This window comes from Coprococcus eutactus (assembly GCF_025149915.1).
In the GTDB taxonomy this organism is placed as follows: Bacteria; Bacillota; Clostridia; order Lachnospirales; family Lachnospiraceae; genus Coprococcus; species Coprococcus eutactus.
In genome coordinates this window covers 1945001-1966610 of sequence record NZ_CP102278.1, presented here as the reverse complement: position 1 = coordinate 1966610, position 21610 = coordinate 1945001, and the positions used below count along the sequence as shown (strand labels likewise).

Below are 21610 nucleotides of genomic sequence, written 5' to 3'. Positions count from 1 at the left end.
GTATCATGTAGCCGATATTGATATATGTGATTGCTTCGATTCCTCCTTTCGGTGTCCCGCTGTGCTGCCGGACGGGTATTATTCAGACTTGCGGGAAGTGAATAGCTTGCATAGCAAGGTGTTCGCTTCCCGCAAGTTCACAAAGGGGTAGCTGCCGCAAGGCAGCGTAGGGGAAGTGTAGCTTCCCCTGTCCCCCCCTCCCCGGCGGTCTGCCATGCTGTCACTGTTGAGGGATAAGCCCCCGGCGCGTGACATACTCCGTTGCAAAACGGCGGTGTTCCGCTTCCTTTTCCCGCCAATACTCCCATAATGCAGCGTCGGCGGCTTCCGCAACATTCATTAAAAACCGTTCAAGCTGCTTTTGTTTTTCCTCTGCGCTACGTTTCCTCATGGTCTGCGTCCTCCTGTAAGTCTGCTGCGTCAATCTCGTAATAGTCAAAAACCTCGTCGGGCTTGACAATGGCGGGGCGGCGTTTAAGGTGCTTTTCCATGTCAAAGGCGTTCTTCGGGTCTGCGTCGGATAGGTACTTGTATTTCGGGTGTTTCGTTATGTCGAATTTGTCCGAAAAGAACGGGCGCACCCCGCGTAGCTGCAAGATACATTTCCCTCCGTCCATGACTGCGATTTCATCTTCCGTCATAAGCTGCTTTCCCAATTTCTGATAGTTCAGCCCATGCGAAAGCTCCCGCCCCCTTGTTTCGGAAGTGTTGAAGCTGTCTATCGTTTCCTTGCCTAAAATCTCCGATATTTCTTTGAGCGTGGTTTTTTCCTTGCCGCCCAAGAAAAGCGTGGTGTCGCAGTTGCCGACTATGGTATCGGCGTTGTCCTTGTAGATTGCCTTTAGCTGTGACTGGCTCTGCAAGATGATTGACGCGGAGATTTCCCGGCTCCGTATGGTTGCGATTAGTTTCTCAAATTTGGGGATTTGCCCGATATTCGCAAATTCATCAAGTAAGCACCGTACATGGACGGGAAGCCGCCCGCCGTATTCATCATCTGCTTTGTCGCACAAGAGGTTGAATAGCTGTGTGTAGAGAATACTCACGACAAAGTTAAAGGTGTCGTCGGTGTCGCTGATAATCACGAAAAGGGCGGTCTTTCTGTCACCTATGGTGTCAAGCTCCATTTCGTCGGTTTCCATAAGCTCCCGCAGCTCCTTAATGTCGAATGGGGCTAACCTCGCGCCGCATGAGATAAGTATGCTTTTTGCGGTCTTGCCCGCCGCCAGTTTGTATTTTTTGTACTGCTTGACTGCAAAATGTTCCGGGTCTTTTTCTTCCAGACGTTCAAACATGAGGTCAACCGGGTTCTGGAAATCCTCGTCGTCCTCGCGGGCTTCCGACGCATTTATCATTTCAAGCAGCGTCGTGAAGTTCTTCTCGTCCTCTGGGGCTTCATACCAGATATAGCCGATTAGTGCGGTGTAGTAGAGCTTTTCCGCTTATAGTGATAGGTAATCCTTTGAAGTTATCGCCGGATTTTCCCCCACTCCACACCGGACGTGCGACTTTCACCGCATCCGGCGTTCCATCGGTTGTTTTCACAAGCATTTAATCAATCACCAAATGAAATGTTAGTTTTCTATTGCGGACAAACCAGCCTGCTGGCGCAGACTGTTCACTTTTAACATCAGTTCCTTTGTTGCCTTGAGCGTGTCGGCTATCTCTTTTAGCTCATTCTTAGGACACTCTTGCAGGAGTGGAAGAAATCTATTATGGAACAAAATCATATTTCGATAGCGTTCCTTGCCGCCCAATTCTGCCGGTGTTTTCAGCCAGCATACTATGTCAGCCGCATTTTCAAAGAGTTCCCCACTTAGCGCACATTTTCCACGTTGAGCCGAGAATAGTGAAATCCTGCTGTCAGTAAGTTCTGTGCTTCGCCCCATAGGCGGTTGATTCCTCAAACCTGATAGAACAGATGAGTTCATACTTAGGTTCGTGTGTATCAATGCCCGTCCCTCTACCGTGTAACTGCAAACCGCCGCTTTCTTTGCCATCGGTATCTTGTTCTTGATGTATGCGATAGGGTAGATAGGTTGGTCGATTCCAGATACATACCGTATCATTGCCGACTTTCCAAACCGTTCTTTTTCGCTCTCGGTCATTGCGCCGCCCTCTCGAACAAGTCTGCACCCGGTTTCTGTATTGAGCCGATTTGTTAAAACTGTCATGACCTGTCTGTGGATTTTCCTGCAATCAATGCTGATGCAGGTGGCAAGTTGAAAATAATTCTGTATTCCCAGAACCATTGAATTGTACAGCCGTATTTCGTCCAAAGGTCTTTTTCCCTCTGAAGGTCGGGCAATTCGTTTCGCCTGTTCCACCAGTTTTTGCCTTTCCAGTTCCAACTTTTTGTCACAGATATGAGATTGCACGATGTACTTCCTGCTTTTCGGTCTGACTCGTATCTTAAACCCAAGAAACTCTGAATAGCGTTTTCTAACATTGACTATCCTTGTTTTCTCTGGCGATACCTCCAACCTCAGCCTCTCGGTTATCCATGCCGTTACAGCCTCTTTCGTTCTCAAAGCGTCCTCTTTATTCCGGCAGAAAATTCTGAAATCATCTGCATATCTCACGATATACATTTCTTTCAACCCTGTTTTCCTCATTTTGAGGAATGCCTTGCTCCGGTCAAAAGTAATCGAGTTTCTGATTTTCCTCTCATACCCGTATTCCTTTACAAGAGGGTGGTTCTGCCATTGGCTCTCAACCCATTTGTCCAGTTCATTCAGCACGATATTGGCAAGCAACGGTGAAATGATACCGCCTTGCGGAGTGCCTTTGTCTGGAATGAGTGTAGTGCCGTCTGGCATTCTAATCGGTGCTTTCAGAATCCGCTTGATAATAAAAATCAACTGTTTGTCGTGTATTCCCATTGCCCATATTTGCCGCATTAGCTTGCTGTGATTTACGTTGTCGAAAAATCCTTTTATATCAAACTCAATCACATAATGCAGGTTCATGCGTTGAAGCATGGTGTAAGTTTTCTGCACGGCGTGTTCCACGGAACGGTTCGGGCGAAAGCCGTAACTGTTGTCGCTGAATTTCGCTTCGCAGATTGGCTCTATGACCTGTTTGATACATTGCTGTACCAGCCTGTCCCAGATACAGGGAATACCTAACGGTCTGGTTTTTCCGTTTGGTTTCGGAATGTCTTTGCGTCTTACCGGCTTTGGGCGGTATCCGTGCTGACTTCCTGTGACAATAAACCTCGCTTTCTCTGCAACTGTTTCGGGCGGTAAACACCCGATGTCACTGATGTTTTTGTTGTCTGTTCCTGCTGTGTAGCTTCCTCCGTTTGCTTTGATGTTCCGATATGCCAGAAGAATGTTGTCCCGGCTCAGAATTAAATCCATAAGGTCGGTAAAATTTTCTCCCTCCAAACTTCGATGATAGAGTTCATCAAAAACTGGCTGCATACCGTAATACTCGGCATGACGTAAGTCATCTACACATAGAGTTTTGTTTTTCTTTGGCATAAGGCATCACCTCCTTTTTGCGAAAGTGACCCTTTTGGTCTTACTCGAATCCTTATGTTGGATTGAATAATGCCTGCTTATCTCAACCGACTTGTGGCCATTCCTCCGTAGCTCACATAACGCAAGCACATCATAGGTTCGACCACTACTTTTCAGCAGCAGTTCGTCTGCTTATTGTTTTTCGTCAGACTATTCCTTGCGGAATCTGCTGCCTTTCCTCGTTCCGATAGTTCTATCTGTTCATACATACCCATAGGTTCCTGCTATAGACCTGTCGGCTTGCCTGTGCCTGTAACACAGCATGGTCGTTCGTAGGATCAATTTCTACTAAACCACACCGACTGCGCATTAACGCACCCACACATTTCTGCGTGGTCTTCTTTTAGACCTGTACATTCGCAGGTTCGTCAGTCCGCCCGCCAAAGCGAACATTCTAACCATAGGTATCTTATAGACTCTCGGCTTATAGGTAACACAGTCTGCCTCCAGACCGCTTTCGACCACTTTAGGCAGTGGTTACGGTTACTCTCAGCCTTTGTCATGGGGCTTCGTACACCAGCCATTACAGCTAATGCACGCCCATCAAGGGTAGGCGTTTCAGGGCGTTACCCCGTCATTCCACCTATCAAACTACCAGTTCTCCGAACAACGGAAAACCGTTGCTCGTGCGCAGACTTTTTACCGTCTGCGAACGAGTCGCACTCACCCAGAAATCCTCGCCGGATTTTTCCCCGTCGCCTTTGGTGTTGGCGATAATGGTATTGACTAATTTCAAAATGTCCTTTTCGCTCCGCAGATAGGCAAAGGGATTGTATTTCATGGATTTTTTGAAGTTAATCGTATTTAGCACTTTGATACGGTATTTGTACCGCTGCAACATTTTCCCGGTTTCCAAAATCAGTGTTCCTTTCGGGTCAGTGACGATATACGACGTTGGAAAATCCTTTGACGTACATTGCATGAGCGACGGTTTCACAAAGAACCGGGTCTTGCCGCTGCCGGAACCGCCGATTACAAGAATATTTTTGTTTCTTGCGTATTTCGGCTGCTTCGGGCGGCTGTTCATGGTGAGCCGTTCCGTCTGCGTTAAGGGGATATTGTTCTCAAATACCGGGTCTGTGTACGGCTTTATGTCGTCAGCCCCGCCCCAACGCGCCGAACCGTATTCTGTCCCGCGGCGGTATTTCTTCGCGTTCTTGCCTTTGGTGTAGATAATCAGCCGGACAATGACCGCCCCCGCAATGCCGATAAGTAAGTCTGCCGGGTGGAAGCTCGGCGCGATACTGGAAAAGGCGGTGGTAAAACCGTCCCCAAGATGTAGCAGCTTTGCGCTTGCGTCCGCGCCGGGGGATAGACGGACAGCCGCGCCCACTTTATCAAAGAGCCAGACAAAGAGCAGATACGGGAGATTTAGGATAAGCAGCTTCTTGATTTCCGGCTTCATAGCGATACCTCCCTGTCCTTGTTCTTGACCTTTGCCCGTTCCGCGTTCTTGCCCTGTGCGGCTTCTTTGAGCGTAGAGAGCAGCTTTCGGATAGAGGGCTTTTTCTCCTGTGTCAGCTTCTTTGCGGAAAACTCCTTAAAGGCTGCGGTCAGCACGTCCGCGTCCCGCCCCTTGAAAAAAACCAGATAGCGGGGCGGGCTTTCCGTTGCGTCCTTTTTCAGCGCAAAGTCGATACCGTACTTTTTCGCCGTACTCTCAAAGGCTTTGATATTGCCCTCGGTAATCTCAATGTTGGAAACGCCCGCGTTCTGCTTCATAAGCTGCTTTAAGCTCTGCTTTCCCTGTGGCGGTTTTGCAAGCTGCTTTTTGCCCTTTGACAGTATGGCTTTCATTGCCTTTTGGAGCGTCTGGGCGGTCAGCTTCCCGGTCTTGATGTAAAGGGCTATGGTCTTTTCGTTTACTTCGTCCTGCAATTCCTCGCGTCCTCCTTTCGCGTTTCTTTATGGGGCGGCGGTCAGATACGCACCCGCAGCCCGTTCAAGTCCTCGGCTCTGATACCCACAAGATACCAGTTGTCGCCGTACTCAATCCGGGTCGGCTTCCACTTGCCCCGCACGAATACGTCAAAGCACTCACCGCAATGCAAGCCCCCGTAGTAGCTGTTTAAGTCAAAGCGAATGTCGTAACGGTCGGTGCGCTCGTCAAATACCAATGCTCCTGTCATTTTCTGTGCCATAATAAAATCCTCCTTTTGTTGTTTTACAGGCTTTCGCCCGGTTTGAATGAATAATAGTCCGGGTCGCCGTACTGCGGCTTCTTCGGTGACAGTGCGCCGCTTGCCATGTCATGGGCGACAAGGGAAGTGTAATAATTGCCGATAGTGGACGGGGCGTTGAAAAGGGCTGCTTTCAGATATTGCTTGATGTTGCGGATTTTCGTTGTGTTCTCCCGCATACAGTCAAGCACAAAGCGGATATGCTCGCCGTCCAGTTTCATAAACTTAGATTTCACAAGCTCTGCCGGGTAGTCGTCCCCCGCAATCCGTACCCGCTTTCTGGCGGTGCATACGGTTTCAAGCATGAGGTCTACAATCTCGTCCAGCCTGTCCCCGTCAAACTTCATGTCCTGTTTGAGAATGTGGTAGTCGATATTGTCCTTGATGATTTCCCGGTATATATCAACTGCGCTCTGTGCTGCCGCTTCCGTTCCTTTCCGTTCCGGCGGCGTAGCCGCTTCTCTGCAAGGAGAGGGGTTAGGGGAAAGGATAGGAATGGAATGGGTACTTGATAAATCTGTATTTGATTTTTCTTTTTTTGGTAAGTCAGTTCTTTGTATATCTTTATTTAATTGCGTTGGATTTTCCAACGTAGGTTTTTCCAATGTTGGTTTTTCCTGCGTTGGATTATCCAATGTTGGATTTTCCAATGTAGGTAAATCCGGCGTAGGCGGCTGCGGCTGCTCGAATATCACATAGTCCGCGCCCCGCAAGCGTCCTTTCTCGTCGCGCTCCCTTGACCGAACGATATACCCGGCGCGTTCAAGCTCCTTAATGGCTTCGCGGATAGCGTCTATCTTCTCCCGGTTGATAAGGGATAAGCCTTTCAAGGTGTAGTCCCAATCTTCGGGGAGTGACAGCATTTGCGACAACAGCCCTTTTGCCTTTAAGGAAAGCTCCTTGTTGCGTAGGTGGTGGTTGCTCATTACGGTGTAGCCCTTGTTCCGTTCCACTCTGAAAACTGCCATAGTAAATCACTCCTTTTGCTGTGGATTTGTTACGCAGTAGAAGCGCGGTTTCGGGGGATAAGGTATAAATCCCTTGCCGCGCCAGATACGCGCCCGCAAAATCGCTTGTAGCAAGGCTTTTTCTGCCCCTACTGCGTAACAAAGGGCATAAAAAAGCGGCGTTCCTGTTCTCCCATGTAGAGAGTAAGAAACGCCGCTTCTGCGTCGTATTCAGTTTTTAGTACAATACCCTGCTTGTCCGTCGCTCGAAAAACCTTGATTTTCCAGTGTTTTCAAAAGTATCGTTATCTAACGTCAGCTTTTGACAGACCATCCTTTAAGGCTATGATACAGCTTGTGGAAGATGGAGAAGTGGAAACCATTATTCTAAAGGATATGAGCCGGTTAGGGCGGGATTATCTTGTGGTAGGTCAGCTCCGGGAGTTCTTTCGCAAAAAGGGAGTTCGTCTGATTGCAATTAACGATAATCATGACAGTTACAATGGAGATGACGATTTCCTTGTATTCAGGGATGTTATGAATGAAATGTATGCCAAGGATATCAGCAAAAAGATAAAATCCACATTCAAATCCAAGGGAAAATCCGGAAAGCATGTGGCAAGTGTTACACCATACGGATACCTGAAAGATGAAAATGACGGAAACCATTGGATTGTGGATGAAGAAGCTGCCGAAATTGTGAGGCTGATATTCAAATGGACTATTGATGGGCTGGGTCCTTATCAGATAGCAAAACTTCTGCAGGAGAAAAAAGTGGAAATACCGGCAGTGCATATGGCACGCTTCGGGCAGGGGAATAACAGAAACAAGAAAGTGAAAGACCCTTATGGATGGGGTTCTTCTACAGTAGTCGGGATATTGAAGAAAAGGGAATACTTAGGTCACACGGTCAATTTTAAAACACAGAAGCATTTTAAGGATAAAAAGAGCCATTATGTATCAGAGGACAACTGGGTAATATTTGAGAATACGCAGGAGCCGATTATTGACCAGCAGACCTTTGATACAGTGCAGAAATTACGGGAAAATGTAAGGAGATACCCGGACGGATGGGGAGAGCATCATGTTCTTACCGGTCTTATGTATTGTGCTGACTGTGGTGCAAAAATGTATGTGCACCGGACAAGCAATGGAAAGAGGATTGCCCAGTATACCTGTTCTGCTTATACCAAGGTACCTTGCGGAACATTGTGCAAGACACAGCACAGGATTAACGAGTCAGTGGTGCTGGAACTGATAGGAGACACACTCAGGGCAATCTTTGAATATGCAAAGTATGACCGGAGCGAGTTCATAGACACCATAACAATGGCACAGTCAACACAGGAGGATGCAGAGGTAAAAAAGGTCAGGGCAAGAATCGCAGTGGCTGGAAATCGCTGTGAGGAGCTGGAGAAGCTAATCTGCCGTATTTATGAGGACAATATTCTCGGCAAACTACCGGACAGCAGATATGAGGTTCTTGATAAGCAGTATGCCAGGGAAAAAGCGGAGCTGGATGCAGAGATTAAGGAGCTGGAAGCGAAGCTCACAGAATATGAGAAAAGCAGAAATTCTGCCGGCAAGTTTATTGCACTGATTGATAAATATGAGAAGTTCGAGGAACTGACACCGGCAATGGTAAATGAATTTGTTGATAAGGTGCTGGTGCATGAAAGAGACAGAAAGGGGAGCATCCAAACCACGCAGGAGATTGAAATCTATTTCAATTTTGTTGGTCGGTATGTTCCACCGGCAATGATGACAGAACCTACTGCTGAAGAGCAGGCTGAGATTGACCGGATTAACAGAATCAAGGACAGGAGACATCAGCAGTATTTACGAAGAAATGAAAGTGGATGGCAGAGGAAATATGAAGAGCGTGTAAAAAATGAAAAGCGTGCAAAAATGCAGGCAATGAAAGAAGAAATCCGCAGGCAGGACAGGGAGAACGGAGTCTATGCAACGGCAGGCAGTCTTGCATTGGAACCGACGATTGGAATGCCTGAATAGGATTTCGCAGAAAGCACTTGAGAGAAGTCTTGGGTGCTTTTTTCATGCTCAAATTTCCGCAGGAAATGCAGGGCAACCGGAGAAGTTGAACTGTGTTATCCGTCCTGTGGGATGACAGATTTCAACTCCTTCGGAGCAGAGTACAGAGGTGCAACCTTTGTCGGAGTTGAGAGGCAGAGCCTTCATCAGGTCAAGGGCAGAAGCCCTGCCCAGTTTATTGTCGTAGCGACAATAAGTACTGGGTATTACTTGCCGCAAACGCAAGGGTTTATCGGCTCCGCCATCAAAAAAACAAAACAGTGGAGAGGAGAGAAAAGACAATGAAAGCTTCAAGGCATAATGGCAGAAGTGGAAAGCATGGAGTCTATGATGTAAAGCATAATGACAGGGATTTTGATGTGGAGCACAGTGAACATATTGATTCGGAAAGAACAAAGCAGAATGTTTACTGGGACTGCTATCAGGGTTACAGTTTTGCGGGCAGTTCCCAAGAGAGGCAGTTTAATTTTACAGAAATTGAGCGTGCCTATTACTATGAGCATTATTCAGATTTTGTGGATGCACAGAATGAGAGGAATGAGCAGGCAAGGCATCCGGAGAGAAACAGAACGATTGATGATGTACTGAAAAACAATAAGACCTGCCCGGAAGAAAGCGTGATACAGCTTGGCAATATAGACCATGCGGTTACACCGGATGTGCTAGCTAAGGTATCAGCAGAGTTCTTTGACGAGTTCAATAAAAGATATGGCTCCCACATTCATATATTGGACTGGGCACTGCACCTGGATGAGGCAACCCCGCATATTCATGAGAGGCATGTATTTGACGCAAAAAACAAATATGGAGAATTATGTCCCCAGCAGGATAAGGCACTGGAAGAGCTTGGCTTTGAACTGCCTGACCCAGCAAAAAAGAAAGGGAAATACAATAACCGGAAAATGAACTTTGATGCAGAATGCAGAAAATTGTTTTTGGAGATAGCACAGAGAAACGGAGTGCAGGTGGAGTGTGAGCCGGTTTATGGTGGTGCAGGCTATCTTGAAAAGCAGGACTTTATAATTGAAAATCAGAAAAAGCGAATTGCAGAGAAGCAGGCAGTTCTGGATGAGATTACCATGAGAGTTTTGGATATGGAGAATTTTGTGGAACAGGTAGCTGAGGATGCCTATGAAAAAGCGTGTGAGGCAGTATCTGATACAATGGCAGAGCAGACCAGGGCGGAAGATATTGAGGAGCTTCGCAGATATAAAAAGTGGCTGACCTCGGATGAGAGAAAGACACCAAAGGACAAGCGGGATTTTGTCGGAAGGTGTCTTGATAATTTGGAAAACAGGCTCAGGGGCATGGCACAGAAAGTAGCCGGGAAAGTAATGGAAACATTGCAAAATCCACGCATAAAGGAGCAAAAGAAGTCTGAGGTAAAGGAACATGCAAGGAAGTCAGTCCGTGCCCTTCTTGAGGCAAACAGGAAGCTTGTAGAGGAGCAGAGAGCAAAGGTGGCAGAAACACCAGCACACAAAAAAGCAAGGGGAGAGGAATTGGGATAAGCATGAATGTATTTGCAGTAGTGAAAGAAAATGTCACTGCAAGGCAGGTGGCTATGCAGTATGGCATCAAAATCAACCGGAGTGGGCTGGCTTGTTGTCCGTTTCATAAAGACAAGACTCCCAGCATGAAGATTGATAAGAGATACTATTGTTTCGGCTGTGGAGATACCGGAGATGCGATAGATTTTGTGGCAAAATATTTCGGGCTTGCACCAAAGGAAGCTGCAATGAAGATTGCATCTGACTTTGGACTGAATTATGACGCAACCAACCGGGCACCACCGAAAAAGATGGCACCAAAGAAAACACCGGAGCAGATACTGGATGAAGAGCAGAAGCAGTGTTTTTGTGTTCTGTCAGACTATTATCATCTGTTAAGGAAATGGAAAACAGAATATGCACCGAAGAGCATGGATGAGGAATGGCATCCCTGCTTTGTAGAAGCTCTGCAGAATATCAGTAAAGTGGAATATCAGCTTGATACTCTCCTTGAAAAGGATATCCCTGACAGAGCTTCTGTTGTTTCTGACATTGGAAAGGGGGTGAAGTCGATTGCAGGAAGAATTGAAGAGTATCGGAGAAGTCAGGGCGATGCTGGAGAGCACAGAAAAGGGAGAAGTCAGGAAAACAGTCGGTAACTATCGTCTGATTTTGATGAATGACCCTAATCTGCAGGGTGCATTCCGTCTGAACATGTTTACGGATAAAATCGACATTACAAGGGATTTGGGATGGTATCGTGAAAGCGACAGCCTGACGGATGTTGATTTGAAATTCCTTGTTGTCTACCTTGAAAAGCATTATGGATTATCCAACGAAAAGCGGATTGAGGATGTGATAAAGGTCGTGGCAAATGAAAACAGATACCATCCGGTTCTTGACCGCATCAATTCCATAACATGGGATGGCAGGGAGAGGATACGCTATGCACTGCATCACTTCTTAGGGGCAGAGGTCAGTGAGTACACCTATGAGGTAATGAAGCTTTTTATGATAGGGACGATAGCAAGAATTTCATGCCCGGGCATCAAGTTTGAAGTAATGCTCTGCCTGGTAGGTGGTCAGGGAGCCGGTAAATCCACTTTTCTGCGTTTCCTTGCCATGGAAGATGACTGGTTTACGGATGACTTGAAGAAAATGGATGATGATAATGTATACCGAAAAATACAGGGGCATCTGATTATAGAGTTCCCTGAAATGGTGGCAATTCTCAATGCCAAGAATGTGGAAGATACCAAGTCCTTTATGAGCAGACAGAAAGACACTTACAAGACCCCATACGACAGGCATCCCAAAGACCACAAGAGGCAGTGCGTGTTTGCCGGTTCATCAAATTCGCTGGATTTCCTGCCTATGGACAGGTCGGGAAACCGAAGATTTCTGCCTATTCTTTGCAATATGGAAGAGGCGGAAACTCATATACTCGATGATGAAAAGACATCAAGGGAATATATCGACCAGATGTGGGCAGAGGCTATGGAAATCTACAGGAGTGGCAAATGCCAGCTGAGGCTTCCGAAAGAGATGGAAAAAGAGCTTTGTGAGTATCAGAAGCAGTTTATGCAGGAAGATACCAAGAAAGAGCTGATTCTTGACTATTTGGAGCATTACGAGGGAAGCATGGTATGTTCAAGGCAGTTATATTCTGAGGCATTGGGAAATGACGGAAATCCGGCACAATGGGAAATTCGTGAGATTAATGACATTATGAATAACTGCAGTGATTGGATTGCCTTTAGTAATCCAAGACATTTTCCTGAACCATACCGCAGGCAGAAAGGATGGGAGAAGCCTGACAACAGAGGTCAGGATTTTCAACCGATAACCAAGGAGCAGATGGAGCAGTTATCATTGCCACCGGAGTGGATGGAGGGATAAATGCCTGATAGGTTGTCGGCTGGTTGTCTATCCCGTTGCCAACCCCGTTGTCGGTTCTATGTTCTATAAAACCTTATATTTACTATGTTTTTAAGGGATATATATAGTTCTGACAACGAAAGCAACGGAATATTTGAGAAAAAGTAAATTTAGGAAAAGTAACTATAAATAAAAGGAATTGAGAGTTTTTAGAGGTCGGTTGTCAGCTTCCGGTTGTCAGCTGAAAGAGGCTCTTCCTTACCAGGCAGACATAAAGGAGAACACAAATGGAGAATAGAAAATCACACACACCGGTAGCACTCAGAAAGCAGATAGGTGGCACAATGTATGTTGTGAGAGTGCATTTCAATGAGGATGCCGAAGAAAGCATGAAGGACAAGATAAAGAGGCTGATTGAGAATGATGTTAGGGCAAATCAGCATACGGCATAGGAAGAAAAGCATATGGAAAACTTGCATATATTGTGGTATAATTAGTATGTTCAATAAGAGCGAAAAATAAGAATATTCTTAACAGATGAATTTATGGAAGGGTGAATTTATCATGAGGAAGAATGTAAAAATCATTGTTGGTGTCGTTGTGCTTATTCTTGTACTCGTTGTTGGTTCTTTTGTAGGACTCATAATTAACCGTACCAACGACCATAAATTTGGGAGATATGTATCAACGGAAGGTCCTTGGGGAATGACTGCCACTTGGGTATCGGAGGACAGTGCCAGTTATCTTGTCTGCAAGAAGGAAAACGATGAACCGTTTGCCAATGTTACAGCCTATTTTCAGGGTGTGGACGGTTGGCAGGCCTATGAGTTGAATAGCATCGATAGAATTGTTTATCTGGACATTGTAAAAGATGGCGTTGTTGTTGACGGCACCAGCGGCTATATGAAATTTGATGGAACTACATTTACTATTACAGATCTGGACAAAGATACCTTTGGTGCAGATGAATTTCATTATGTCATTACCGATAAGGAGTTCAGTCCCGATTAAAGTGTCAAACCTATTCCAGTTTGGGCATGAGGTTGCCGAAAATCAAAAGTGAATAAAAATGACTTTATAGCCATTGTGGAGAAATCTACAGTGGCTTTTTTCATGCAATGAAATGTATGGGTACTAAAAAGTCTTTGACATTTTGTTTCAGGTAAGACAGCCAAGAGCATTCTGGTTTCCTGTGGTGCGAGACTTGCGCCATTTGACATCAAGGAAGTCAGGGAGATAACAGCATATGATGAACTCGACTTAGGGGACATCGGTAGAAGAAAGACAGCACTGTTTGTCATTATTTCGGATACAGATGATTCCCTTAATTTTTTGGTATCAATCATGTACACACAGCTTTTCAATCTGCTCTGCACGATTGCAGACGATGAATACCATGGAAAGCTCCCGGTACATGTGCGGTGTATCCTGGACGAGTTCGCAAACATCGGACAGATTCCGAAGTTTGACAAGCTGATTGCCACCATACGAAGCAGAGAGATATCGGCATCCATTATCCTACAGTCTAAGGCACAGTTAAAGTCAATTTATAAGGATAACGCGGAGACAATCGAGGGTAACTGCGACACATTTCTGTTTTTAGGTGGCAAGGAAAAGTCAACATTAAAAGATCTGTCGGAAGTGCTGGGTAAGGAAACGATTGACACGTACAACACCTCTGATACCAGAGGAACATCTCAGTCCTATGGTCTGAACTATCAGAAACTTGGGCGGGAACTTATGAGCCAAGACCGCCTGGCTCTTATGGATGGCGGCAAATGTATATTGCAGGTGCGTGGAGTAAGACCGTTCTTTTCAGATAAGGTCGATATAACCGCAAACGAGATGTACAAAGAGCTTTCGGATTTTGACAAGAAAAATCAATTTGACATTGAGAAATATGTTTCCGAATATGGAAAACCAAAGTTTTCTAAGATCATATGATGAGATTCCTCCGAGAGTTGAATACTCACTTACAGATAAGGGCAGATCCGTTGTACCGATACTTAAGAGTATTTGTCAGTGGTCAGGAACCTTTTACAAGGAAGACAACGAAAACGAGATGACACAGTGCCAGAAATGTGACCATAGGGGGTAGACATAATGATAAAATATACAGAAGAGAAAACATTTACACAGGATCAGGTACAGGAGCTTTTTAAGTCGGTTGGGTGGATCTCGGCAGAATACCCACAGAGACTTCACAAAGCACTTATGAACTCACAGACTGTTCTTACCGCATGGGATGGTGGGTGAGCGCCTTGTCGGACTTGCAAGAGTGTTGGATGATTCAGAGCTGGTGGCATTTGTACACTATGTTCTTGTGCATCCTGAATATCAGGGGCAGAAAATAGCCGGAAATATGGTAGAATATATTAGAGATAAATATAAGAATTATCTGTACATAGAGGGAATGCAGGAGGACAGCAAGAATGTCGCTTTCTATGAGAGACACGGTTTCCACGTTATGGAAGGTGGCACACCGATACAGATATGCAATTTTTCGGATAAGAGGTAAAAGGGATGCACGATTATTTGACAGAGACAAAGATGCTCGACTATTCAAATGAGAATATCAAGCAGCTCATCAGAGAGAGAAAGTGGAGTGACATGGCAGAGTTTGAACGCCTGAAGGCCATTTATACATTTGTCAGGGATGAGATATTGTTTGGATATAATGTGGATGACAGTGTCCCGGCGTCCAGGGTGCTGCGGGATGGCTATGGACAGTGCAACACCAAGGGAACATTGTTCATGGCGCTGCTTAGAGCCTGCGATATCCCGTGCAGAGTGCATGGATTTACCATTGATAAAAAGCTACAGAAGGGCGCTATGACAGGAATCGTATACAGAAATGCACCACAGAATGTATTCCATAGCTGGGTAGAAGTGTATTTTGAAAACAGGTGGTATGAGCTTGAGGCGTTTATTCTGGATATGGGATATCTAAAAAAGCTGCAGGCGAAATACAGTGAGTGTACGGGTGCATTTTGCGGATTTGGAGTGGCAGTTAAGGACTTTAAGAATCCTGTTATAGATTTTGACAGGAATAATACATATATCCAGAGCGAAGGTATCAATCAGGATTTCGGAGTGTATGATTCGCCGGATGAACTGTTAAAAGAACACCATCAGGAGATGTCAAGGGTGAAGGCGTTCCTGTACAGAAACTGGGGAAGGCATATGATGAACAGGAATGTCAGGAAGATCAGGGGTAAGTAGAATAGAATATGGGAGGTACACACATGGCAAAGAGAAAAACACTGCCAAAGGATTTTGAGCAGCTTGTGCAGACGGCAAGTGATGAGGACATCAAGAAGGTATTGGGCAAATGCGACATCAATGCATATGGCGGATACAACAAGGGAAATGCACTGGAATTTCCACTTTCAGAGGAGATGATGCGGTGGCTGATAGAGCAGGGGATCGACATCAACTATGTTGACCAGTATGGCTACACACCGCTGCTTTATCATGCTGGAAGAATGTCATCAGAGAAACAGGCAATAGCGCTGGTGAAGCTGGGCGCAGACATAACAGCCACCCAGGGCCTTGACAGAGAGACCGTAATGCATGTGGCTGTGAAGACTGGCAATCTTGAGCTTGTCAAATGTCTGATACAGGCGGGAGCAGATGCAGAAGTGACATCCAGATCAGGGGAGACTCCACTTGAGAGAGCGTTTCACTGGGCAAGGACATTTGATCTGATAAAGCTTGCGCCGGTAGCAGAGTATCTGATCGGGATAGGAATTCCGGTCACAGATAAAATAAGAACATATATGAGAAGCGCGGCTGAGGATATAGAGTTTCGCAGGAAAGATATGAGTCCAGATATTATGCCGGAGCTCGACAGGGCGATGGAGAGTCTGTACGGACTGCTCGGAGTTGCCTCTGTTCCAAGGCGGGTAGAATATGACGGCACATCGCCGATCGTCATTCATGAGAAGCGCTGGCAGAAGCAGCATGGAGAATTGTGGAATCTTCTTGTGCCTGGTTCGGGACATGCGGGCACAGTTCAGGGCGAGGTCATCCGTATATCGGGAAAACTTGCCTATGAGATACTAGATAACGGATGCTGCAACTGGGATTCAGATTTCAAGAGCATGGCAAATGCCCTGTATCGATACATATGTATGGGCACACCACTTGACGCGTACGAGCAGAGAGAATTTGCCGGACTCATAAACGGCATCAAAGATGCCGATGAGACGGATATAAACAGACTCACAGAGCTTTCGGTCAAATGGGTGACACTGAATCTGAATCCTATGGCAGTGGGAGAACTTGATTATAAAAGATAGATCAATTACTGTGACTTCCGTCCATAGCGGAAGTCACAGTAAGCTCCATTTTCGGCAAGAGTCTGAGTCCTTGTGAGCTTCAAGTCCATCATGTCAGCAAGCACGAAATCCATACGGCACAGATATTTTGCCAGTTCAAAGCATCCCTCGTCACGGCAGAGATTACAGATCCCGCAGTTGTGATAATCATAGCCGAGTACGAAGTCATCGTTTGGCCCGCCCTCGATGATGTCAAGAACCCAGTCATTCTTATAGCGTCTCAGATGAGATTCCTCAGACCATTTCTTCCTTCCCGGAAGCTTTTTTTCATCGAGATAGCTGTCTGCATTTCCAATAACCATATGAAAAAGTTTATTGTTGTACAGCCCGTCTTTGTACAGGCTGAAACATTCCTCCGGTGAAAGAGAAGTCTTTCTGTTTAGTGCGATGAAATATGCGCCCATGCAGTATGAGCTCATGAGGTGCGACTTTCCTATGTCATCGGCACGCTCAAGGACTGCTTTGTATTCGTTCTTAATAGCCTTACTGTTAAGGCTTAGATGCTGTGCTTTTGCCTGTTTCATGCATGAATTGTGATAGAAATAGCCAAATAATTTCTGCGTAAATCCATATTCCATAGTTACATATCCTTTCTATTCTATTTGACACCAGTCAAATTATCAATACAGGTCAATTATTGGCCTGTCGATTTATTTAAAGCGTATCTCGATTATCTGACACATGCAGGATTTGTCCAGGTGCTTAAAAACAGTGTTGAGTACAAATCCATATCGTTTGTCAAGAGGTCTGTACCCTGTGAGATATCCTTTCCTGATGACAGAACTGAATGAAGAACTCCAGCTCTTAAGTTCCGAGAGTTCATCGACACTGAAATAAACACCGATGTTGTCATCACAGTCCTTGAGCCATGTCTTCAGCATGTTCTTAAGACCCTTTTTCTTCGTCGCGTCAAATACCAGCTTGCCTCCAGGAAAATGTTCAGCCATGGCGGCAAACAAAGTCTTAACCTGCTCAGTTTTGAAATAGTAGAATACCCCCGATGCGAAGAATACGATCCCGTCCTCAGGGCGGAAATCTATCTTGTCAAACCATGAGAGATCGTTGAGGTCACAGGCGATATTTGTCTCGCGTTCACGCTCACCTAAAAGTTCATTGCGGACAGCTATGGCGTCAGGAAAATCCAGATTGTACGCACGTGCCTGTCCGTTATCCACCTGGCTGAATGTTGTGTCGAGACCACAGCCGAGGTTCACAACACAGGCTCTTGGATGATTCTTGAGATACGATCGGCAGACGGATGCCAGATCATATTGTCTGGTGGCAGCCATGATAGCACCGATTTTCTCCATGATACCTTTCCTGTTATAGTCTATCTCGACCTCGTTGTATATTCTCTGGCAGTCAAGATCATTAAAGTTTCCCGGATACATCTCCATGGCACGCTTTCTTCCGTACAGTGGAAGAAGAAGAGTTTCCTGGACAGAGCCTTTTTCGATTTTCTTTTTTCCCATTTTCTTTCCTCCTATAAGATGTGTCGTCATTTTAGCTTATGTGAATGTGGCAGCCCGATGAAGTGCGATAGTGTTATTTGCCCTGATTATCAGGCGTTTTGCCAATCTGCAGTTCTGCTTCTATTCCGTGCAGCAGAACATTCATAGCCTCCATAAATGCAGTTTTCATCTCTGCTGTGACTCCACTTTGGCATGAGTCATCTGCGATTATTTCACAGACCATTGAGAATTCGGCCAGAGAGAGCATATATACGGTCCTTTCAGATAATTTTCTTGCTGCGATTCCGCGTTTGTACAATTCATCATAATACTTAAGCGCAAAACCGGCGCTTCTTTCTATATAGATACTGCGGAATTTCTCCAGGCATTTGCCGGAGTCATTTTTCAGCAGCATATGAAAGAGCTGCATGTCGCCCTCAAGCATATCGAAGATCTGCACCGATACTCTGGAATACAACACATTGAGCAGCTCGTCATCTGACATGGCAGTGAAGTCTATTCCGATCATGGATTTAGTGACTTCCATGAGCATTCTGCCGCTTTCCTCAAATATCTCGTCAAACATTTCCTCTTTGCCTGAGAAATGCTTGTATATTGCGCCTGCGGTTATACCGGCCCTTGTGGCGATCTTACGCATAGACGCCTCCTGATATCCAACCTCAAGAAAGACTTCCATGGCACTTTTCAGTATTGCCGCCCTTGTTTCCTTTGTACTTCCCCGAATGATAGCCACCTCCATTTACTATTTGGTAAACAATGTTTACTTTATATCACATGGGATTTGCAAAATCAAGCGACCAGAAGATTAAATGAGTTAATTGAAAATTTCTATCATTAAGCGACCAATGTAACAATATGCCTTTTAGGCATAACAGATAATTCAATATAGGTATTAGACATATAGATATATCAGGACTAAAATAAGCATGTATTGAAAAGTATTTGCTTATTTTTATGCTCATACATTCATAGGATGTGTGGGCGGATATTGGAATGTGTCAGGTTTTTGACGAAGACTTGACATGCAGCATCATTCCACGTCAAAGGTGATTAGAATGGGATGACGTTTAGTTGAAGGAGGTTTACATAATGTCAAAAAAGCTTATAGCATATTTCAGCGCAAGTGGAACCACGAAAAAGGTTGCAGAGATGATATCGGAGGCAGCAGGCGCAGATTTGTACGAGATCAAACCAAAGGAGCTGTACACCAAGGCTGACCTCGACTGGATGAACAAGAAATCCAGGAGCAGCGTCGAGATGAGCGACAAGAAGCTTAGACCGGAGCTTGATGATTCAAATGCACACATTGAGAATTATGATGAGATAGTACTTGGATTCCCTATCTGGTGGTATGTGGCTCCAACAATCATCAATACATTCCTTGAGAAATACGACTTCACAGGCAAGAAGATCACACTGTTTGCAACATCGGGCGGAAGTGGATTGGGCAACACGATCAAGGAACTCCAGCCGTCAGCACCGGGAGCTGAGTTTGTAGAAGGTGGACTACTGAACAGGGCAAACAGACAGGAAATCGAAAAGTGGGTTGACAAAACCCTCGCGTAAAGAATAGATGTGTGACAAATTCACGAGAGATGATAATAACCTTCATGCATCCGACGAATATATGAAACAGAGTTACATTTGGAAGGAGAAAAACAATGGCAAAGAAAGATAGTACAGACAGCGGGAAGAAATGCACTCGGAGAGTTCGCTCCTGAGTTTGCACATTTTAATGACGATGTTCTCTTTGGAGAGAACTGGAACAACAATGACATCGATGTAAAGACCAGAAGTATCATAACTGTTGTGGCACTTATGGCACAGGGAATCACTGACTCATCGCTGAAGTTCCATCTTCAGAATGCGAAGGATCACGGTGTATCACAGAAGGAGATCGCAGCGATCATCACACATGTTGGCTTCTACGCCGGCTGGCCAAAGGCTTGGGCAGTATTCAATCTTGCAAAGGAAGTGTGGAATGTAAATGAGGGCGATCTTCCATATGAGGATGAGGCCATGAGAGCACATGCAAAGAGCATGGTATTCCCTATCGGACAGCCAAATGATGCATTTGCCCAGTATTTCATAGGACATAGCTATCTCTTTCCAGTATCGACAAGCCAGGTCGGAGTGTTCAACGTGACATTTGAGCCGGGCTGCCGTAACAACTGGCATATCCATCATGCAAAGAGCGGCGGTGGACAGATCCTTGTGTGTGTCGGTGGTCGTGGATATTATCAGGAGGAGGGCAAGCCTGCAATTGAGATGAAACCGGGTGACTGTATCAACATTCCTGCTGATGTAAAACACTGGCACGGCGCAGCTCCTGATAGCTGGTTCAGCCATCTTGCAATCGAGGTTCCTGGCGAGGAGACGTCAAATGAGTGGTGTGAGCCTGTGACGGATGAGGAGTACGGCAAGCTTCAGTAGAGCTGTAGTAGATAACGCAAGTGACAATATCATATGAATATATAGAGACCATCCGGGTATAAATATGATTCGCGGTTGAATGCGAATGGATATTTATATCCGGGTGGCTTTTTGTTTCGACAAGAGCCTTGATGGATATATGATAACCACTGTACCTTAAGGGCGGCGATGTGGTAAGATGTGAGATGGAAAATATCGGTGTGTTGGAAAATACTGTGGGATAATACCATAAATTAAATACTGAGAATTCACAGTGTGAGTGATATAATGAAGCAAGAAAGTTGATATGGGAAGACAACTTATAATATCGAGGATAAGAAAAATGGATGAAAAAAAGACATACAATTTCTGGGGCTGGAAGAATGCAGATGCACCGGCCATCACAGATGAATATCCGGGGATAAATACCCCAACAGATCTATATGATGCACTGAGTCATATCTGGTGTGCGGATACCTGTGCGCCGAGGATGAGGGACAGATGGACATATGAGAATATGACGCTGGGGCAGTGCTCTATCACTGCGTTCCTGGCACAGGATATATTTGGCGGAAAAGTGTACGGTATAAAGAGACCGGGCGGAAACTATCATTGTTACAATGTGATAGGTGATTGTGCATTTGATCTCACAAGTGAGCAGTTCGGTGATGAAGTCTTGAATTACGAGGATAATCCGGAGCAGCAGCGGGAGGTACATTTCGCAAAGGAAGAGAAAAGACAGAGGTATGAGTATCTGAAGGCAGCACTCGGAGAATATACTGCCTGCAGACGCTGACAGAGAATAGCATAGTTTCAAAGATACAATAACAATAAAAGTTTAATGGGATTCATGGGGGAAAGAAAATGTCAATATTTTCAGATATATCAAATATAACAAGCAAAAAACGTAAACTAGAAGTGCCAGAGCCAAAAACGAACTTATTTGTGAGGGGTATAGTGTTGTTTGCATTGGGACTACTTGGTGCCTCAGTCTACACAATTGAAGATATAGACAAGACACCGGCTCTTGTTTTTCTATGTATTGGAGCGGCTTTGATCATAGCTGGTATAATTACTTTGATCTGTTATGGAAAACAAGTGACAGCATTTAAGAAATATACTCCGACATGGGAGAAACACAGAAGTATATTTGATGATTTCGCCATAGAATTAAATCATTGGTATGATTCTGACATGCGTCCACGCAGCTGAGATGGAGACACGTCATATATTCTTCGCCTTCAGAAGGATAGAATGGCACGGAAAGGCATTCGTATGATACAGCATACATCACCTGTGAAGAGAGAAACGATGG

Annotated in this window: 24 protein-coding genes and 4 pseudogenes (1 of these 28 only partly in view); 18 read left to right on the top strand and 10 right to left on the bottom strand. The window is 45.3% G+C overall.

Annotated features, from left to right (window positions below; genetic code table 11):
- Positions 1–220: 220 nt before the first annotated feature.
- The 7 genes and pseudogenes from NQ536_RS08495 to NQ536_RS08465 form a co-directional block, all read right to left on the bottom strand.
- Positions 221–391: a hypothetical protein gene (locus NQ536_RS08495; RefSeq protein ID WP_002569167.1), complete on the bottom strand. Its 171-nt coding sequence runs from the start codon at positions 389–391 to the stop codon at positions 221–223.
- A pseudogene (locus NQ536_RS08490) lies at positions 378–1442 on the bottom strand (VirD4-like conjugal transfer protein, CD1115 family); the annotation flags it as partial. The pseudogene NQ536_RS08490 and the gene NQ536_RS08495, both read right to left, overlap by 14 nt.
- A 132-nt stretch (positions 1443–1574) precedes the next feature.
- The gene (ltrA, locus tag NQ536_RS08485; protein WP_004853597.1) at positions 1575–3485 is read right to left on the bottom strand and encodes a group II intron reverse transcriptase/maturase; all 1911 of its coding nucleotides are present in this window, start codon (positions 3483–3485) and stop codon (positions 1575–1577) included.
- 691 nt (positions 3486–4176) lie between these two features.
- Positions 4177–4929 (bottom strand): annotated as a pseudogene (locus tag NQ536_RS08480) (type IV secretory system conjugative DNA transfer family protein); the annotation flags it as partial.
- Complete coding sequence (locus tag NQ536_RS08475; protein WP_002569165.1) at positions 4926–5402, bottom strand: PcfB family protein; 477 nt, start codon at positions 5400–5402, stop codon at positions 4926–4928. The gene NQ536_RS08475 and the pseudogene NQ536_RS08480, both read right to left, overlap by 4 nt.
- A gap of 41 nt (positions 5403–5443) precedes the next feature.
- A complete protein-coding gene (locus NQ536_RS08470; protein WP_002569164.1) occupies positions 5444–5665 on the bottom strand; it encodes a DUF5348 domain-containing protein in 222 nt (73 codons plus the stop codon).
- Between the two features lie 23 nt (positions 5666–5688).
- Complete coding sequence (locus NQ536_RS08465) at positions 5689–6672, bottom strand: DUF6017 domain-containing protein (RefSeq protein ID WP_002569163.1); 984 nt, start codon at positions 6670–6672, stop codon at positions 5689–5691.
- 300 nt (positions 6673–6972) lie between these two features.
- Between NQ536_RS08465 and NQ536_RS08460 the strand changes: the two are divergent.
- From NQ536_RS08460 to NQ536_RS08400, 13 genes and pseudogenes are all read left to right on the top strand, one after another.
- Positions 6973–8664: pseudogene (locus tag NQ536_RS08460) on the top strand (DUF4368 domain-containing protein); the annotation flags it as partial.
- A 111-nt stretch (positions 8665–8775) separates the two neighbouring features.
- Positions 8776–8988, top strand: coding sequence for a hypothetical protein (locus NQ536_RS08455; protein WP_004853604.1), 213 nt, complete (start codon positions 8776–8778; stop codon positions 8986–8988).
- Positions 8985–10214: a hypothetical protein gene (locus NQ536_RS08450; RefSeq protein WP_004853606.1), complete on the top strand. Its 1230-nt coding sequence runs from the start codon at positions 8985–8987 to the stop codon at positions 10212–10214. Before NQ536_RS08455 ends, NQ536_RS08450 begins: the two co-directional genes overlap by 4 nt.
- Positions 10215–10216: 2 nt before the next feature.
- A complete protein-coding gene (locus NQ536_RS08445; RefSeq protein WP_004853608.1) occupies positions 10217–10852 on the top strand; it encodes a CHC2 zinc finger domain-containing protein in 636 nt (211 codons plus the stop codon).
- Positions 10806–12092: a virulence-associated E family protein gene (locus NQ536_RS08440; protein WP_330360253.1), complete on the top strand. Its 1287-nt coding sequence runs from the start codon at positions 10806–10808 to the stop codon at positions 12090–12092. Before NQ536_RS08445 ends, NQ536_RS08440 begins: the two co-directional genes overlap by 47 nt.
- A gap of 266 nt (positions 12093–12358) precedes the next feature.
- Positions 12359–12523, top strand: a complete 165-nt coding sequence (locus tag NQ536_RS08435) for a transposon-encoded TnpW family protein (RefSeq protein WP_004853612.1) — start codon at positions 12359–12361, stop codon at positions 12521–12523.
- 85 nt (positions 12524–12608) lie between these two features.
- Positions 12609–13082 (top strand): hypothetical protein, encoded by a 474-nt coding sequence (locus NQ536_RS08430; RefSeq protein WP_004853614.1) that lies wholly within the window; start codon positions 12609–12611, stop codon positions 13080–13082.
- A 147-nt stretch (positions 13083–13229) separates the two neighbouring features.
- Positions 13230–14015 (top strand): annotated as a pseudogene (locus NQ536_RS08425) (VirD4-like conjugal transfer protein, CD1115 family); the annotation flags it as partial.
- Positions 13972–14169 carry a winged helix-turn-helix transcriptional regulator gene (locus NQ536_RS13960; RefSeq protein WP_081445879.1) on the top strand — a complete coding sequence of 66 codons (198 nt, stop codon included), beginning with the start codon at positions 13972–13974 and terminating at the stop codon, positions 14167–14169. The pseudogene NQ536_RS08425 and the gene NQ536_RS13960, both read left to right, overlap by 44 nt.
- 5 nt (positions 14170–14174) lie before the next feature.
- Complete coding sequence (locus NQ536_RS08415) at positions 14175–14327, top strand: hypothetical protein (protein WP_004853620.1); 153 nt, start codon at positions 14175–14177, stop codon at positions 14325–14327.
- A complete protein-coding gene (locus NQ536_RS08410) occupies positions 14317–14589 on the top strand; it encodes a GNAT family N-acetyltransferase (RefSeq protein ID WP_004853622.1) in 273 nt (90 codons plus the stop codon). Before NQ536_RS08415 ends, NQ536_RS08410 begins: the two co-directional genes overlap by 11 nt.
- Before the next feature lie 5 nt (positions 14590–14594).
- The gene (locus NQ536_RS08405; protein WP_004853624.1) at positions 14595–15293 is read left to right on the top strand and encodes a transglutaminase-like domain-containing protein; all 699 of its coding nucleotides are present in this window, start codon (positions 14595–14597) and stop codon (positions 15291–15293) included.
- A gap of 23 nt (positions 15294–15316) precedes the next feature.
- Positions 15317–16372, top strand: coding sequence for an ankyrin repeat domain-containing protein (locus NQ536_RS08400; protein ID WP_044998374.1), 1056 nt, complete (start codon positions 15317–15319; stop codon positions 16370–16372).
- A gap of 5 nt (positions 16373–16377) precedes the next feature.
- Here NQ536_RS08400 and NQ536_RS08395 read toward each other — a convergent pair whose 3' ends face one another.
- The 3 genes from NQ536_RS08395 to NQ536_RS08385 all read right to left on the bottom strand — a co-directional run bounded on the left by NQ536_RS08395 (position 16378) and on the right by NQ536_RS08385 (position 18622).
- On the bottom strand, positions 16378–16989 hold the full coding sequence (locus NQ536_RS08395; protein WP_004853628.1) for an L-2-amino-thiazoline-4-carboxylic acid hydrolase: 612 nt from the start codon (positions 16987–16989) through the stop codon (positions 16378–16380).
- 72 nt (positions 16990–17061) lie between these two features.
- Complete coding sequence (locus NQ536_RS08390) at positions 17062–17883, bottom strand: class I SAM-dependent methyltransferase (protein WP_044998375.1); 822 nt, start codon at positions 17881–17883, stop codon at positions 17062–17064.
- Between the two features lie 73 nt (positions 17884–17956).
- Positions 17957–18622, bottom strand: a complete 666-nt coding sequence (locus tag NQ536_RS08385) for a TetR/AcrR family transcriptional regulator (RefSeq protein WP_004853632.1) — start codon at positions 18620–18622, stop codon at positions 17957–17959.
- A 350-nt stretch (positions 18623–18972) separates the two neighbouring features.
- Between NQ536_RS08385 and NQ536_RS08380 the strand changes: the two genes are divergently transcribed.
- The 5 genes from NQ536_RS08380 to NQ536_RS08360 all read left to right on the top strand — a co-directional run.
- Entirely contained in the window at positions 18973–19449 is a 477-nt protein-coding gene (locus tag NQ536_RS08380) for a flavodoxin (protein ID WP_004853634.1), read from the top strand.
- A gap of 78 nt (positions 19450–19527) precedes the next feature.
- A complete protein-coding gene (locus tag NQ536_RS08375; RefSeq protein ID WP_004853636.1) occupies positions 19528–20316 on the top strand; it encodes a carboxymuconolactone decarboxylase family protein in 789 nt (262 codons plus the stop codon).
- A 286-nt stretch (positions 20317–20602) separates the two neighbouring features.
- Positions 20603–21091: a YunG family protein gene (locus NQ536_RS08370; RefSeq protein ID WP_004853638.1), complete on the top strand. Its 489-nt coding sequence runs from the start codon at positions 20603–20605 to the stop codon at positions 21089–21091.
- Between the two features lie 68 nt (positions 21092–21159).
- A complete protein-coding gene (locus NQ536_RS08365) occupies positions 21160–21507 on the top strand; it encodes a hypothetical protein (protein WP_004853639.1) in 348 nt (115 codons plus the stop codon).
- Positions 21508–21591: 84 nt separating this feature from the next.
- On the top strand, positions 21592–21610 hold the start of the coding sequence (locus NQ536_RS08360; RefSeq protein WP_155803898.1) for a hypothetical protein. 1049 nt of this gene lie beyond the right edge of the window; 19 of the gene's 1068 nt are visible here — the first part of the coding sequence; the start codon lies at positions 21592–21594; the stop codon falls past the right edge of the window.

Bases quoted from the DNA above. Each gene is read 5' to 3' on its own strand.
- NQ536_RS08445 (WP_004853608.1), top strand. From the start codon at position 10,217: ATGAATGTATTTGCAGTAGTGAAAGAAAATGTCACTGCAAGGCAGGTG.
- NQ536_RS08365 (WP_004853639.1), top strand. From the start codon at position 21,160: ATGTCAATATTTTCAGATATATCAAATATAACAAGCAAAAAACGTAAA.
- NQ536_RS08400 (WP_044998374.1), top strand. From the start codon at position 15,317: ATGGCAAAGAGAAAAACACTGCCAAAGGATTTTGAGCAGCTTGTGCAG.
- NQ536_RS08390 (WP_044998375.1), bottom strand. From the start codon at position 17,883: ATGGGAAAAAAGAAAATCGAAAAAGGCTCTGTCCAGGAAACTCTTCTT.
- NQ536_RS08415 (WP_004853620.1), top strand. From the start codon at position 14,175: ATGATAAAATATACAGAAGAGAAAACATTTACACAGGATCAGGTACAG.
- NQ536_RS08380 (WP_004853634.1), top strand. From the start codon at position 18,973: ATGTCAAAAAAGCTTATAGCATATTTCAGCGCAAGTGGAACCACGAAA.
- NQ536_RS08450 (WP_004853606.1), top strand. From the start codon at position 8,985: ATGAAAGCTTCAAGGCATAATGGCAGAAGTGGAAAGCATGGAGTCTAT.
- NQ536_RS08385 (WP_004853632.1), bottom strand. From the start codon at position 18,622: ATGGAGGTGGCTATCATTCGGGGAAGTACAAAGGAAACAAGGGCGGCA.
- ltrA (WP_004853597.1), bottom strand. From the start codon at position 3,485: ATGCCAAAGAAAAACAAAACTCTATGTGTAGATGACTTACGTCATGCC.
- NQ536_RS08435 (WP_004853612.1), top strand. From the start codon at position 12,359: ATGGAGAATAGAAAATCACACACACCGGTAGCACTCAGAAAGCAGATA.
- NQ536_RS08410 (WP_004853622.1), top strand. From the start codon at position 14,317: ATGGTGGGTGAGCGCCTTGTCGGACTTGCAAGAGTGTTGGATGATTCA.
- NQ536_RS08430 (WP_004853614.1), top strand. From the start codon at position 12,609: ATGAATTTATGGAAGGGTGAATTTATCATGAGGAAGAATGTAAAAATC.
- NQ536_RS08470 (WP_002569164.1), bottom strand. From the start codon at position 5,665: ATGGCACAGAAAATGACAGGAGCATTGGTATTTGACGAGCGCACCGAC.
- NQ536_RS08455 (WP_004853604.1), top strand. From the start codon at position 8,776: ATGACAGATTTCAACTCCTTCGGAGCAGAGTACAGAGGTGCAACCTTT.
- NQ536_RS08405 (WP_004853624.1), top strand. From the start codon at position 14,595: ATGCACGATTATTTGACAGAGACAAAGATGCTCGACTATTCAAATGAG.
- NQ536_RS13960 (WP_081445879.1), top strand. From the start codon at position 13,972: ATGTTTCCGAATATGGAAAACCAAAGTTTTCTAAGATCATATGATGAG.
- NQ536_RS08370 (WP_004853638.1), top strand. From the start codon at position 20,603: ATGGGAAGACAACTTATAATATCGAGGATAAGAAAAATGGATGAAAAA.
- NQ536_RS08495 (WP_002569167.1), bottom strand. From the start codon at position 391: ATGAGGAAACGTAGCGCAGAGGAAAAACAAAAGCAGCTTGAACGGTTT.
- NQ536_RS08395 (WP_004853628.1), bottom strand. From the start codon at position 16,989: ATGGAATATGGATTTACGCAGAAATTATTTGGCTATTTCTATCACAAT.
- NQ536_RS08465 (WP_002569163.1), bottom strand. From the start codon at position 6,672: ATGGCAGTTTTCAGAGTGGAACGGAACAAGGGCTACACCGTAATGAGC.
- NQ536_RS08440 (WP_330360253.1), top strand. From the start codon at position 10,806: ATGCTGGAGAGCACAGAAAAGGGAGAAGTCAGGAAAACAGTCGGTAAC.